Source organism: Pseudarthrobacter sp. NPDC092419, from assembly GCF_044755045.1.
GTDB lineage: Bacteria > Actinomycetota > Actinomycetes > Actinomycetales > Micrococcaceae > Arthrobacter.
Window position 1 is genome coordinate 236,363 of record NZ_JBIVQF010000001.1, and the last position, 14,138, is coordinate 250,500.

The 14,138-nt window shown below is 63.4% G+C and carries 9 protein-coding genes; 2 read left to right on the forward strand and 7 right to left on the reverse strand.

What is annotated here, in order from left to right:
- The first annotated feature begins 2 nt into the window (after nt 1-2).
- Together ACIQC0_RS01105 and ACIQC0_RS01110 are read left to right on the forward strand one after the other, a co-directional pair.
- Nucleotides 3-1,271 (forward strand): hypothetical protein, encoded by a 1,269-nt coding sequence (locus ACIQC0_RS01105; protein WP_400532237.1) that lies wholly within the window; start codon nt 3-5, stop codon nt 1,269-1,271.
- 96 nt (nt 1,272-1,367) lie between these two features.
- Nucleotides 1,368-2,405, forward strand: a complete 1,038-nt coding sequence (locus tag ACIQC0_RS01110) for a hypothetical protein (RefSeq protein ID WP_377215355.1) — start codon at nt 1,368-1,370, stop codon at nt 2,403-2,405.
- Between the two features lie 93 nt (nt 2,406-2,498).
- On the opposite strand, the gene ACIQC0_RS01115 is transcribed toward ACIQC0_RS01110, so the two are convergent.
- The 7 genes from ACIQC0_RS01115 to ACIQC0_RS01145 form a co-directional block, all read right to left on the reverse strand.
- Nucleotides 2,499-5,318: a PKD domain-containing protein gene (locus tag ACIQC0_RS01115; RefSeq protein WP_400532238.1), complete on the reverse strand. Its 2,820-nt coding sequence runs from the start codon at nt 5,316-5,318 to the stop codon at nt 2,499-2,501.
- Between the two features lie 11 nt (nt 5,319-5,329).
- The gene (locus ACIQC0_RS01120; RefSeq protein ID WP_400532239.1) at nt 5,330-9,613 is read right to left on the reverse strand and encodes a PKD domain-containing protein; all 4,284 of its coding nucleotides are present in this window, start codon (nt 9,611-9,613) and stop codon (nt 5,330-5,332) included.
- A 242-nt stretch (nt 9,614-9,855) separates the two neighbouring features.
- Nucleotides 9,856-10,776 (reverse strand): hypothetical protein, encoded by a 921-nt coding sequence (locus ACIQC0_RS01125; protein ID WP_400532240.1) that lies wholly within the window; start codon nt 10,774-10,776, stop codon nt 9,856-9,858.
- Between the two features lie 2 nt (nt 10,777-10,778).
- On the reverse strand, nt 10,779-11,423 hold the full coding sequence (locus tag ACIQC0_RS01130; protein ID WP_400532241.1) for a hypothetical protein: 645 nt from the start codon (nt 11,421-11,423) through the stop codon (nt 10,779-10,781).
- A 143-nt stretch (nt 11,424-11,566) separates the two neighbouring features.
- Nucleotides 11,567-12,418, reverse strand: a complete 852-nt coding sequence (locus ACIQC0_RS01135) for a CDP-alcohol phosphatidyltransferase family protein (protein ID WP_400532242.1) — start codon at nt 12,416-12,418, stop codon at nt 11,567-11,569.
- Nucleotides 12,415-13,581 (reverse strand): DUF1972 domain-containing protein, encoded by a 1,167-nt coding sequence (locus tag ACIQC0_RS01140; RefSeq protein WP_377215349.1) that lies wholly within the window; start codon nt 13,579-13,581, stop codon nt 12,415-12,417. Before ACIQC0_RS01140 ends, ACIQC0_RS01135 begins: the two co-directional genes overlap by 4 nt.
- Nucleotides 13,578-14,039, reverse strand: a complete 462-nt coding sequence (locus ACIQC0_RS01145) for an adenylyltransferase/cytidyltransferase family protein (protein WP_377215348.1) — start codon at nt 14,037-14,039, stop codon at nt 13,578-13,580. Before ACIQC0_RS01145 ends, ACIQC0_RS01140 begins: the two co-directional genes overlap by 4 nt.
- Between the last annotated feature and the right edge of the window lie 99 nt (nt 14,040-14,138).

Here is a 14,138-nt window from a genome sequence, read left to right on the forward strand (position 1 = left end):
CCATGGCAAGACAGACAGCAGAGAAAAATGGAAGGATTGCGCTGCCCTTCAGCGCGTCCATCATCACGGCGGCAGCACTCGCCCTGGCTGGCTGCGCCCAGCCTGCCAGCATGGGCACAGCCGGTTTGGTTCCGCCCGATATTCAGTCCTCGCAGGACGCCAGTGATATTGCCGAGAAGCCCGGCACTCCCAAGCCTTCCGCGACCGCGGAGGATGCAGCCGGGGATGCCGATAGTGCATCGAGCCTTGTAACGGAAGAAGCCGCTCCCGCGGAAGCAGCCGTACCGGCACCGACCCTGATGCCGCAGGGCAACATAAAGGCTTCAGCAGCGCCCCAACCTGCCGCCGCTGAACGTACAGCCCTAGTCCCGGGAACATACCAGCCATCGGCTGAGAACACCGGCGTTCCTGCAGGAACTGCACTGGTGCCCTACAACACGTCAGGCGCTGATCTGGTGATCACCCGTGACGGCACCGTACTTGACGGGCTGGAAATTTACGGCGATATCAAAGTCCGTGCCGCGAATGTCACCATCAAGAACAGCCGGCTCCACGGCGGCAGGCACATTCCAGGGAGCAACACCGGCATCATCGACGCCAACAATGCAGCTGTAGCGAACCTGGTTGTCCACGACAACACGATCATTCCGGACAAGCCGTCCTACTACCGCGACGGGATTGTGGGCCACGACTACGCCGCCCTGCGGAACCACATCCAGCGCACCAACGATGGGCTGGGGATCTTCAACCGCCCCGGCGGACCAGCGGCAGCGAATGTGAGGGCTGAAGCCAACTACATCCACTCGCTCACTTATTGGTCCTACGACCCTGCCCACAGCGACGGCACCCACAATGATGGGATCCAGGTCCAAGGCGGCGAGAATATCCGCCTCGCCGGGAACAACGTCGTGGCCAACGCCGTCCTCGGGGAAGGGTCCGGGCCCAACCCCCGCGGCGACCACGCCGGTATCGGCATCATGCTCCAGCAGAACGTAGCCAAGTTGGCCAACGTCGTAGTGGAGAACAACTGGGTGGACGACGGGCAGACATCGATCAACATCGCCCACGGCAAGTACGCGAATATCACGGTGACCGTCCGAAGCAATTACCTGGGCCGGAACCAATACGACTTTGGAAACGGTTCAACATACCCGATCCGAATCATCAGTCGCGCGGCAAGCACCGTATATGGTCTGGACAGCAACCGCTGGGCCGACACCCTGGCGTTGCTCGTTGAAGGCCGCGACGGCGGCATCCGCTACAACAGCTAGTCCACCCCAACGCGGGACAGGGGTCTCAAGCCGACGTGCGCCACCGCGCTGCAGACGCTTAATGCCTGCCCGCGTGTTCTTGAAAAAGGAATAGTCATGAACTCAACGAAAACCCTCACCCGACGCCGTGCCCTGGGGCTCGGCTTTACAGGCGCCCTCGGCACCCTCGTGGCCGGTTATGGCGCAGCCCAGCCCGCCACGGCAGCCACCAGCCGCGACAGCTTGGTCTATGGCGAATACAAGCCGAGCAACGCGACCACCGGCGTTTTGACCGGAACCGTGCTAAAGCCCTACAACACCTCCAGCGCGGACCTGATCATCAGCCGTGACGGTACAGTCCTGGAAAACCTGGACATTTACGGCGACATCAAAGTCCGGGCCCGAAACGTCGTCATCCGCAACTGCCGTCTCCGGGGCGGTAAGCACATCCCGGGCTCCAACACGGGCATCGTGGATGCCAACAGCGCAAACTGCTACAACCTCCTCGTCCAGGACTGCACCATCATCCCCGACCGCCCCAGCTACTACCGCGACGGAATAGTCGGCCACGAATACACGGCCCGTCGAAACCGCATCAAGCGGACCAACGACGGTCTCGGAGTGTTCAACCGCCCGGGCGGTCCTGTGCAGGCCAACGTCACCATCGAGGGCAACTACATCAATGAGCTCACCTACTGGAGCTACGACCCGGCGCACTCCGACGGCACCCATAACGACGGCATCCAGGTGCAGGGCGGCGAAAACATCCGCATTGTGGGCAACACCGTGGTGGCATCCGCGGTGACCGGTGCGGGGAGCGCACCCAATCCCCGGGGATCCCACGGCGGTATCGGCATCATGCTCCAGCAGAACGTGGCCAAGCTCGCCAACGTACTGGTCCGCAGGAACTGGGTGGATGATGGCCAGACCAGCATCAACATCGCAGTGGGAAGCAAATACAGCGACATCGTCGTGACGGTCCAGAGCAACTTCCTGGGACGCAACCAGTACGACTTCGGCAATGGCTCGAAGTACCCTATCCGCATCATCAGCCGCTCCCGAAGCAAAGTGACCGGCCTCCTCTACAACCGCTGGGAAGACAACAACACCTACCTCAGGGAAGGCAGGGACCTGGGCATCCGTTACGACAGCTGAAAGCTGTCCGCTGCTGCGGCACCGCAGGCTGGGATCCCGCAGAACACGCAGGGCACGGGCAATCCGTGTCCTGCGTGCCTTCCGGCGGCCGTGTTATAAGGGCTCTGCCGTGAAATCGTCGAAGCGTGCAACCACGGGTGCATTGGTCGCGGAACCTGACAGGTACGCCAGCAGCCCAACGGAACCGGCCGTCTGCAGTGCCGCCGTGGAGTCAGTCGCCGTCAGCATCCAGCCTCCTGGCTCTGCCTTTCCAGTCTCCCACGCCTTGACTCTGATAGTGGTGGGCGAAGCACCTGTCACCTGGACGCGCACGCTCACAGTCTGCCCAGCGACAATGGAGAACCCTGCCGAAACCTGGCCCAGCGTGGCTTCATTGCCGCCGGCAAACCGCGTAATCTGAACTGTTACGGCGCCGTTGGCGGCCACCTTGAGCTTGCCCCGGTACTCGTTGCTGTTAACTCGTCTGCCGGCCACTCCCATGAATGTTCCGCCGCCGTTGCCGATCCTGTCGAGGGAGAGCGTCACCGCGGTATCGGCGCCCGTCACCGACACTCCTGGAAGGTAGGCTGAGGGTCCGCGGCTCGCCGCCAGGCTAATGGCGCCCACCCCGTTTCCAACAGAGAAGTACGACGACGACCCGTTCAGTGACCACGTCCCTCCAGTGTCAGCAGTCCCCCAGCCTGAGGGCACCGTCCGGCCGAAGGCATCGGAGGCGAACGCCGTTCCCGGCGTCGACGACACCGTTACCGTCCGTGCCGTGCTGGCGGTGGCGCCGTCGTTGTCCGTCACTGTCAACGTGATGGTGTACGTTCCCGCAGCGCCGTAGGTGCGTTCCGCGGTAACACCGGCGGCCTTCCCTCCGTCGCCAAAGTCCCAACTGTATGAACTGATACTGCCGTCCGGATCCGAAGATTCCGAAGCGTTGACGGCCGCGGTGAGTCCGCTTGCTGAAGCAGTGAAGGACGCAGACGGTGCCTGATTGGCGCCGGAACTGACAGTCACAGTCCGGGAGGTACTGCTACTGGCTCCGCTGTTGTCCCGGACCGTCAGGCTGATGGTGAAAGTGCCGGCTGCGGCGTAGGTGTGGCTGGCGGTGGCGCCAGTGGCGGCGGCACCGTCTCCAAACGCCCAGGCGTAGGAACTGATACTGCCGTCCGGATCCGAGGATGCGGAGCCGTTGACATTGACCGTGAGACCGCTGGCCGAGGCGGTAAAGCTGGCCACGGGCGGCTGGTTGCTGGACCCGGCAATGGAAATCGTCCTGCTGTCCCCCGTGACCGTGTTCCCGAGCGGATCGGTAACCCTGATCCGGTAGCTGTGTGTCCCCCCGGCCAGACCGCTGTCATTGAACGTCAGCGTGGGGCGCTGCCAGAAGGTAGAGAGTTGGGAAACCGTATGTGCCGGTGCCCCGTTCCGCAGGACGGTGTAGGTCAGGTTCGAGTTGTCACGGTCCCAGTTGGACTGCCACTGCACACGCACCTGGCCCGCCCCGGGGCTGGTGAGCGTCGGCATAAAGCCGGCCCCTGACACCCTGGGCCCCTGGTCGTTCGGCGCAATTTCCTTGACTGCGAAGCGCGACAGGCCCTGCTGCGGGCTCTGGTTCACGTTGCGGAATTCCCCTACCATCACCACATAACTGTTGTTGCCTGTGACAGCCCACGGGCCTTGGCTTTGTCCGCTGGCAGTCCCGGTATCCATATCCGGGAACCAGTTCAACATGGAGGGTGCAGGCTGTCCGGTGAAAGAGGGATAGCCGTAGGGATCCTTCACCAGGGTGCCCGTGGCGGCTTTACTGAAGGACACCGCGCGGTGCCAGGTGCGGGGGCTTGTCTCGGGGAACCCACCGAAGTTGCCGCAGTAATGGGGATGGCCGGCAACATAGACGGCGGTGTTGCTGGCAAAGGCCCCGTATGAGTCGCCATGGCAGTCCTCCACCCACTTGATCCTGGCATCTGACCAGTTCGCCGCGAATGCGCCCTCCAGGTTGCCGCCGGTTCCATAAATGTAGCCCACACCGTAGAAGGTGGTGCCGTCGGTGGATAGCCCGAGGATGGCAGAATCCGTGCCGGCATTGCGGACCACGTCGTTGGCCTGGATGGCCAAAGTGGCACCCGTGGAAGCGTTGACCATGCCGAGTCCGTAACCGGGCCTGTTGGAGCCGTTCAGCGTTGTAAAGGCGCCGCCGACCACCACCCGGCCGGCTTCGGGCGAGAGCACCAGTGCGTTCACCCTCCCGTTAGCGGCTTGGGGTGCCCACGGGAGCAGTGCGCCCGTGCCTGCGTCCGCGGCTGCGAGGCGCATCCTGGAAACCGACCCGACGGAGGTGAATGTTCCGCCCATCCACACAGTGCTGTTGGTCACTGTAATGGCCCTGACGCTGGCCGCCATCTTCGGCGCAAAGGATGGGATGAGCGCACCCGTTGCGGGGTCCAAGGCTGCTACCCGCCAGCGCTGGACTCCGTTGACGGAGGTGAAATCACCTCCGACATAGATCCGGGATCCATCCGGAGAGGCTGCAATGCTCAGTGCCTGTGCGTTGAGCGAGGGCGCCCAGGGCAGCAGCTGCCCTGTAGCGAGGTTGAAAGCAAGGAGGTTAGCGCGGGAAACGGTGTTGCTGCCCGGGGCGGATCCGTAGGGTCTGGCGGTGCTGAACTTTCCGGCCACGTACACGGTGTTTCCGATGATCGCGGCCTGCCAAGCCACTCCATCGTGCTGTGCGGTGGGCAGGCTGTCGGCCGTCACGGTAACCGGAGTTTTAGGGTCGCTTGGATCGATGGGTGCTGAGTCCGCGTAGCCCGGCGTTCCGAGCAAAACGCTGGAGAGGAGCAGCAGCCAGACGGCGACCGCTGTCACGGCCCGTTTGGCGCTGCTCCTCTGTACTGCATCTGCGGCCGCCTCTGGGTGGAGGGCCATTTCTTTGCTCCTTAGGGTGATTTCACGGTGAAGTCATCAAATCGCGCGACGACCGGGAAGTTGGTCGCCGTCCCCCAGAGATAAGACATGAGGCCGCTGGTTCCAGCCGACTGCAGCGACGCCGTGGTATCACTGGCAGTCAGCAACCAGTCGGACGGTTCCGCCGCACCGTCCCGCCACACTTTCGCCCTGATAGCGGTAGGGCTGGTACCTGAGACCTGCAATCGAAGCTGCAGGTCATCATTGGCCGCCACCGTCAGGCCGGGCACAGAGACAGACTGCAGGGTGGTTTCAGCCCCGCCGGAAACACGCGTTAGATAGAGCGCGGTGCCGCCGTTAGCAAAAATACGCAGTTTGGCCCGGTATTCATCAGCGTTGACCTTGCGTCCCACGACACCCAGGAAGGAACCTCCGCCGTTGGCGATCCGGTCCTGTGACACCTTCACCTGGATTTCCGCGGCCGTCAGAGAGAGGTCAGCGAGGGTTGTCTGGCGCAGGGTCCCTGCTGCACCCAGAACCATGGTGCCGACGCCGCTGCCCACGGTGTAACTGGCCGGTCCGCCGCCACCAATACTCCAGGGCCCTCCGGTATCCGCATTCCCCCAGCCGGAAGCCGAGGTTCGGCCGAACGCGTCGGCAGCCAGAACGCCCACCGGAGCTCCCTCGGACACAGCGACTGGCTGGGTCACCGAACTGGTGGCGCCGTCGTCGTCCGTCACCGTCAGTGTGACGCTGTATGTTCCGGCTGCTGCGTAGGCGTGCGACGCCGTCGATCCCGTTCCGCTGCTTCCGTCCCCGAAGTCCCAGGCATAGCCTGCGATGGTGCCGTCGCTGTCCGTAGAACCGCTGCCGTCCACGGACGTGGAAAGCCCACTGACGGTTGAGGTGAAACTGGCAACAGGTGCAGCGTTAGCCACGGGCGCCCCGCCGGCGGTGACTGACAGGTCATCGAATCGCATTACCACGGGGGCGTTGGTGGCAGACCCGGAAAGATAGGCTACGACACCCATTGCGCCAGCCGCCTGCAAGGCAGCTGTGGAGTCATTGACGGTGAGCTGCCAAGTTGTTGGCTCGGCTCCGGACGCCCGCCAAACCTTGCCGCTGACGGCGGTGGGGCCTGTACCTTCCAGCCTCAGCCGAAGGACCAGGGGATCGCTGGCCGCCATCGTCAGCCCGGAGATGTTCAGTGGTCCGGCTATGGTGGTTTCCGCGTTATTGACCACGCGCGTCAGGTAGAGGGATACCGCGCCGTTGCCGGCGATCTTGACCTTCGCCCGGTAGTCGTTGCTGCTCACGCGCCTTCCAAGCAGCGAGGCGAACATTCCGCCACCGTTGGCCACCTTATCGGCGGACAAGGTGATGCGCCCGTCGAAGGCAGCGGTTGAAACGTCCTCAAGGAACGCACTTCGGCTGGCACCGGCTGCTCCCAACGTGGCCGCCCCCGAACCATTGTTGACGGCGAAGTTCGTGTTACCGCCCGCCACCGTCCAGGCACCGCCAGTGTCCGCGGTACCCCAGCCTCCTGTTGCAGACCGGCCGAAGGCATCTGCTGCCAAGACCGTGCCGGCAGCGGGAGCCGTGACCGTAAGGCTCTTCGTGACGGCGCCCGTGGCGCCATCATCGTCGGTGACGGTGAGCTTCACCGCATACGTGCCCGCCTCCGCGTAGGTGTGGGTGGCAGTGGCTCCGGTCCCGGTCGTGGAGTCCCCAAAATCCCAGGTATAGCCGGCGATGGTGCCGTCCGGATCGGACGAGCCGGACCCGTCCAGGGAGGCTGTCAGGTCTGCTACATCAGCAGTGAACGAAGCGACCGGCACCTTGTTGGCCGGTGGTGCAGTCACGGTGACGGCCTTGGTGGTGCTGTGCTTATTGCCCGTGTTGTCGGTCACGGTCAGCTGGATGGTGTAGGTACCGCCAGCGGCATAGGTGTGGCTGGCCTTGACTCCGGTACCCGTGGCGCCGTCACCGAACTTCCAGTCATAGGCGGCAATAGGCCCGTTGGCATCCGAGGAGGCAGTGCCGTCCACGTTAACAGTCAGGCCGTCGGTCTCCGCCGTGAATGCCGCCGTCGGCGGCGCGGGCGGGGCGTCGACGGTACGGCCTGAGGCAACATAGTGTGCCTGTATCCGGGACAGCGGCAGCACGCCGGGGTAAATGGCGACGTCGTCGATCTGCCCGGTGAGGTAGCGGCTTGTCGGCCGGCTGGGCCAGTTCGAGAGGTTGTCCCCGCCAACGCGCCAGTAGCCGTCGAAGGGCCAGGCCGCCGTGACATCGGTCCTGCCGGCCCTGACTGTCCCGTCCACAACTATCTGCATGCCGTTGGGACCCAACGTTGCCACCACGTGGTGCCACAGGTTGTCGTTAAAGACCAAAGTGGTGTTGACAGTGAGCCGGGTTCCGGTGCTGCCCGCCGGACGGACGCCAAAGAAGATCCGGCCAAGATTGTCCATATAAACATGGCGGTCGTAGTCCGCTGACACTCCGGTCACTGTGTTGCCGTAACCGATGATTCTTCCACCGCTAATGCTGTTGGTCCTGATCCAGGCTTCTGTGGTGAAGCTACCGGGGCGGGAGACCAGGGTGGGACTGCCGGCAACGGCGTCAGCAGTGCCGTTGAACGCCGCAGCGGTGTTCGTTTCTCCGTTCAGGGCACCGGCAGCCCCGAACGTGACACCGGGCCGGACGACGAGATCGTCCCTTCCAGCCAGGTCCACCGCTGTGGCACCGGAGCTTTCCCCGAACCGCCAGTAATTTACCGGGTTGTCAGCCAGCACCTGTCCGGCGTAAGAGCCCGCAGGCGCCACTGACCCCACGGCGTCGATGGTTACAGTGTCACTCCGGGCCTCGTTTCCAAACGGGTCACGGACAAAGATCCGGTAGCCGTAGCTTTCCCCCGGGACCAAGCCAGTATCGGTGAATGTCATGCCAGGGCGCTTCCAGAAGGTCGAAGCTTGGTTGAAGGTGGCGACTACTGCCCCGTTGCGCCTTACGTCATAGGTTAGGTTCGCGTTATCTTGGTCCCAGTTTGCCTGCCACCGCACCCGCACCTCGCCTGCCGCGGGGGTGGAAAGGGTGGGGTTGAAGTTCTGCCCCGTAACCCGTGGCCCCCGGGCGTTCGGGGCAATGCTGCTCTTCGCAAAACGGGTCATCCCTTGCTGGGGCTGGTTGTTCACGATGGTGAATTCCCCTGCCATGACCACGTAGTCGGCGTTTCCTGCAACGGTCCAGGGCCCCTGGTCCTGACCCGTGAATGTGCCGGCGTTCATGATGGGGAACCAGTTCAAGAGTGAGGGGGCCGGGTTGCCCGCGAAGTTTGTGTACCCATGGCTTTCAGGGCTTACAACGCCCGTGGCTGCCCGGCTAAAGGCAATTCCCCTGCTGAATTGCCACGGCTCCTCCTGCGGAAAGCCGCCGACGTTTCCGCAGTAGTGGGCATGGCCGGCGGCGTAGACGACGTCGCCGATGGGCTGGACGGAATAAGTATCCCCATGGCAGTCCTCCAGCCAAGAGGTGGTGTCGTCAGACCATTTCACCGAGAAAATTCCCTCGAGTGTGCTGGAGCGCCCGAAGGTGTAGCCGGAGCCGTACACGTTGGCTCCGTCCGTGGCAAGGCTGGTGATGGAACCGCTGGTGCCGCCGTTACGGACAATATTGTTGATCTGGAAGGGCTGGAGAGCCCCAAGGTTGGTATCCACTTTGCCCAGTCCATACCCGGGGTTGGTCGATCCGTTGAGGGAGGTGAACGCGCCGCCTACCACCATGCTAGCCCCATCCGGAGAAAGTGCCAGAGCATTCACCCGCCCGCCTGACGCAACCGGATTCCACGGCAGCAGTGACGCGTCAGTTGCACTGACGGCGGCCAGACGGTCACGGCTTACGGATCCCACGCCGTTGAACAGTCCCCCCAAAAAGACCGTGTCTGCCGTAGCGACGATGGCCCGCACTGAAGCGGACATCTTGGGCAGGAAACCGAGGTTGAGAGCGCCGGTTACGGGATTGAGTGCTATGGCGCGCCAGACCTTGGCGCCGTTAAACGAAGTGAACGAACCTCCGACGTAGAGCCTGGATCCATCCGGAGACGCTGCGAGCGCCGTCACTTCTCCGTTGAGGGACGGGGCAAAGGGCAGGAGCTCGCCGGTGGTCAGGTTGTACGCGAGTATGTTCTCCCGGACCACCTCGTTGGTGCCCGCCGCCGCGCCCGCTGGCCGGGCACGCGAGAAGTCACCGCCAACAAAGACCGTGTTTCCGATGACGAGCTGCACCCAGGCCACGCCGTTATGTTGGGGTGTGGGCAAGGCGTCGGCCGAGACTGTCACAGGTGTGGACGGGCTGGCGGGATCCAGGGGAGACGAATCGGCGAATGAAGGGAAGGCACCCGTCACCGCCAGGGATATGGCAAGAGCAACCCCGAGCACAGCAGCGACGCTTTTGCGCAAGAGCTCATCGACGGTCCTGAACGCGTGCCTTGGGATTGTGTCTCGTCCAGCCGCGGTGGCCGGAATGGAAGGCGTTGCTTGCGAAACCACGGTAGTCCCCTTTACTTTGGCAACTGGTGGTCGCCGTTCGTGGCGATCGCCAGGATGTCATCGGCCGCGTACAGGCCAGTGATGAGAAAGTCGTTGCGGCGGTTCCCCACGTTCTCTGCCATCAGGGAACTCTCCTGGCTGCCTGGAATAATTGGGAAGTGGCGCGGCGCGGTGCGGACCTGACGGACAGGGATACCCGCCCGCAAAGCCGTCCGGTGCAGCCAGATATCGTCAGCGCCGGGCGCGGCCGCGAGGAAACCGTCCCCCTGACGCCTAAGTTCTTCCAGCATGGCGGGCGGATAGATCACACCCGAAACCCCGAGCGCGAAGTTTCCGCCGGCGGCGCCTGTGTCCCGCGCACGCCGCCAATCGCTGTAAGGGACAACACGTGACGCCCTGACCTGCATGACGTTAACCCAGTGACCGTGAACGGCTTCCGGATCCGCATGATGGGCTTTTATCAAGAGATCCAGCCACGAGCGGGGATAGATGATGTCATCGTCGGCCGTGACGAGGGGAAGAATGTGGTGGTCTGTTCCCGCGACGTATGGGTAGTACTTTGTGTGCGGCCCATAGTTCGATGTAAGCAGCACCTCCAGCCCCCGGCTCTCCAGTCGACGGACAGCTGCTGGCCGGTCAGCCATGAGAGCCTCGGAATCGAGCCACAGGAGAAGCCTTCGCGGCCGGACCCGACCGGACGCTATGGATTCAAGCGCTATTGAGACGGTGTGGATCCGTTCTCCGTGGGTGGTCATCGAAACCACAACGGGAGCTGACCCGGTGACCGGTGCCTGCGACAACAGGTTCAAGGACCGCAGGCAGAGAGCACTGCCGTGGGCCGCCAGACGTTTCCAGCCCTTGCGTCCGCGACGAACTGCAGCACGCAGGCGCAATGGCGGCACCAGGCTGCCGATTCCTCCTGATGCCGTCATTTTCAGTCCGGCGCTTTCCCGGCGAATGCCGCTATGGGTGTTTCGGCGTCCAGGCTGAAGTAGATCCGCACAGCATCACGGGAATCTTCGGGCACCGAGAAGACATAGACTGCCTCGGCGGTACCCCCGGGTGGTACGGAGGCCGGGAATGGGGCGGTACCGGGTCCGCTGAGTTCCCCGGCGGGCAGTTCATCCGCGCCAAAGCTGACGTTCACCAGCACACCGGCCAGGGACAAATCCATTTGCGTCTCGTTCGTGATCGTCACCCTGAACCGCAGTGCGGGGCCGGCAATTTCGCCTACACCTTGGGCTTCCCCTTGTACTGCCTCCAACGCGCCGACGGCAGCGGAGACACCATGCCTCACTGTCTTTTTGGCGTCCAGCGCTACTGCGGACGCCACCGGTTGTGGGATTTCGGCCAGCTGCTTCTCGCTCCGGCCCCTGCGGTCCACCGGTGCCGGCGCCGCGTCCGACGGGACCTCGCTGCCCGTGCTGGCTTGTGTTGATCCAGGTCCCGGCACGGACGGCCGTGTTGACGCGGGAGGTGCAGCGGCTGTTTGTTCCGGCAGCACCGTGGCCGGCGGGTCGGTCGCTGCCGCGGATGTCTCCGGGGTTTGGAGGGCGCCTGCCGCCTCCGGCTGCGGCATCTGGACAAATCCATTTGTTGCCGCCCAGGAAACACCGGCGAAGAGAAGCAATGCCAGGGCACCGGCACTTGCTTTCCAGGCACGCGATCGGCGGCCCGGGCCCGCAGCGCCTGGCTTCCGGGCCGGATCTTGAAAAAGCCTGCTCACGGCGTCACGTCCAATGCCTGGTGTTCCAGCGGTGCATCAACGCTGCGCAAGTGCCGTCCCGTACTGCCGGGGGGTTTACGGGGAACCGACGAGAGTTCCCTGAACCACTTTATGGAGGCAAGGATCAGGAAAGCCGCGGTGGCGGCCGCTATCACGGTATAAACCGTCATGAATACGGGTATGGCTCCGTAGAAAAGGAACGTCAGGCAGAGCACCCCGTAATCCATCGGAACCACCAGAAGTGAACGCAACCACGAGGGTCCTGCCGCGCGTGCTGCGACCGGCCCCGTACCGCTCTGCTTTCGCAGCTGCTCGGTAAGGATCATCGAGAAGAACAGAACAGCGGACACTACCGCGGCGCCGAGCGGAACCAGAAGCCAACCCGGCTGCACGGCGTCGAACCGGTACAGCGCAACCGCGAGCGCCAACGGCAGCATTGAGGTCTTGACTGCATCAACCATGTGATCCAGCCACTCTCCCGCCGGGGAGCCAGTACCACGGAGGCGGGCTACCTGGCCGTCAGCGGAGTCGAGTGCATAGCCCACTACCAGGCATCCGGAAACCACGATGCCCAGGAGCCAGCTTGGCGGAAACATTGTCAAAGCCAGGATGCCGGCGAACGTGAAGAGTGCGCTGACTGCTGTGACGGCGTTGGGTGTCAGCCCGGCGATAAACGCAGCGGCGGCAAACAGCCGGCCCAGCCTCCTGTTGATGAAACGCGAGTAGGCAGGGGCGCTGCGGGCCGCCGCTTTTTGCGCGGCGGCCAAGCGGCGCACGGTGGCGACATACCCTGGGCGGGCCCCTCCGGAACCGGCTTCCCCCGGGAACTTTGAATCCATGACCGTCATTTCCTGGCTCCTGTCACCCATGGAACGCCGCGGTTCGCAACGCGGTGGCGGGGAGCCTTCCTCTTTGCCGCAGCGAGTTCCAGGCAAAGCCGCTCGTAACCGTCCGTAACCACGTCCCAGTCGTAGCGGCGGGCCATCTGCTGGCCAAGGAGGCCCCGCGCGGCGAGTTCCGGGCGCACATTTTCGGCTTCGGAGGCGAGCTGTGCCACGTCCTCCGGGGAGGAAAAATACCGGCCTGCATCGCCCAGGACTTCACGGTTGAAATCGACGTCGAAGGCATTGGTGGGTGCGCCAGCCCCCATGGCGCGCAACAGGGAAGGATTGGTGCCGCCGACGGAATGGCCATGCCAATACACCATCGCATTTGAGTACAGCTGGTCCAGCAGCTCCTGGTCCCAGACGCCACCCACAAAACGCACCCGATGATCGGCCAGCGCATGCACGACCCGGGTATATTCGCCGGAGTACGGTGCAGAGCCCACGACGACGAGAGGGGCTTTCGCGCCGCTCCTTGCGAATCCGTCAACCACCAGGTGGAGGTGGTTTTCCGGTTCAAACCGGGCAACCACCAAGTGGTACCTGCGGCTCTCGAGATCCAGTTCCGCGAGCCTGCTCGATGCCCTGGTCGACAGTATGGGTGCCCCGTACGCGAGGTACACGGTTTCCACGTCAAATTTCCGGCGGTAGTAGTTCTGGATACCGATCGCGTCGGCGATGAGCGCGTCGGACCATTTCACTGCCATTGCCTCCGCCCGCTGATAATACTTCCGCCCGGCAGGGCCCCACTTTGCCCGCTTCCACTCAAGCCCGTCCACGTGCGTGGCGACAGGGATGCCGGCAGCACGGATGAGCGGAAGGTACGGGGCGTTCGCTGCGTTGAACAGAAGGGCCGCGTCCACACGGTGGCGGATCAGATGCGTCACCGACAGCCCTGTGTGGCTCAGCGTCTCAAGGGAGCGCTTGCGAAGCGCCGGCAAGTGCACCAGGTCCATCCCCAGATATGTTTCTTGCGTAGCTTCCCGCTCCAGATCCCGGCAGTAGACTGTCACCCGATGTCCCCGTGCGCACAACCGCTGTCCTATTTCCTCGATGGCGGTCTCGAATCCGCCATAGCGGGCGGGGACCCCCCGCGTGCCGATCATGGCTATCCGCAGCCCGTTCATCGCGGGGCCTCGTGCATGCGTCCCGCCGTACCCACGGGTTGATTGATAAGTTCGAGAGCAGTCCGCAATGCGGAGCTCGACGTGTGCACCGTGTAGGGAAAGTAAACGACCTCGACGCCCACTTCGCTGAACGCTTTCTCCAGTTTCTTCCCCTGAGGGGTTCCACGCCAGTCATCGCCCTTGAAAAAAACAGTGAACCGAAGTTCTTCCCAAACGAGGAGCTTGTCTGAAATCGACTCAGCGTAGGCCATGTCGACATACGTGATGTTTCTCACGATCTCCAGCCGCTCCGCAAAGGGAACCACGGGCAACCGGCCCTTGGCGTGGACCAGGATCTCGTCCGTCACCACACCGGCGATGAGGTAGTCACACTGTGATTTTGCGTGCTTGAGGATGTTGAGGTGACCTATATGGAACAGGTCAAATGCGCCGGCAGCGTAGCCTATTCTGAGTCCCACGTCCGCCTCCTTTCGCCTTTATCGGGCAACAGCCCAGCAGAGAAGGGATGCAGGCGCAGCACTGTGGCAGAAGAAGAGCGGTGGCCCGGCACTCGGCCA

Coding starts and splice junctions, on each gene's coding strand:
- ACIQC0_RS01105 (WP_400532237.1), top strand. CDS start 3: ATGGCAAGACAGACAGCAGAGAAAAATGGAAGGATTGCGCTGCCCTTC.
- ACIQC0_RS01110 (WP_377215355.1), top strand. CDS start 1,368: ATGAACTCAACGAAAACCCTCACCCGACGCCGTGCCCTGGGGCTCGGC.
- ACIQC0_RS01115 (WP_400532238.1), bottom strand. CDS start 5,318: ATGGCCCTCCACCCAGAGGCGGCCGCAGATGCAGTACAGAGGAGCAGC.
- ACIQC0_RS01125 (WP_400532240.1), bottom strand. CDS start 10,776: ATGACGGCATCAGGAGGAATCGGCAGCCTGGTGCCGCCATTGCGCCTG.
- ACIQC0_RS01130 (WP_400532241.1), bottom strand. CDS start 11,423: ATGCCGCAGCCGGAGGCGGCAGGCGCCCTCCAAACCCCGGAGACATCC.
- ACIQC0_RS01135 (WP_400532242.1), bottom strand. CDS start 12,418: ATGACGGTCATGGATTCAAAGTTCCCGGGGGAAGCCGGTTCCGGAGGG.
- ACIQC0_RS01140 (WP_377215349.1), bottom strand. CDS start 13,581: ATGAACGGGCTGCGGATAGCCATGATCGGCACGCGGGGGGTCCCCGCC.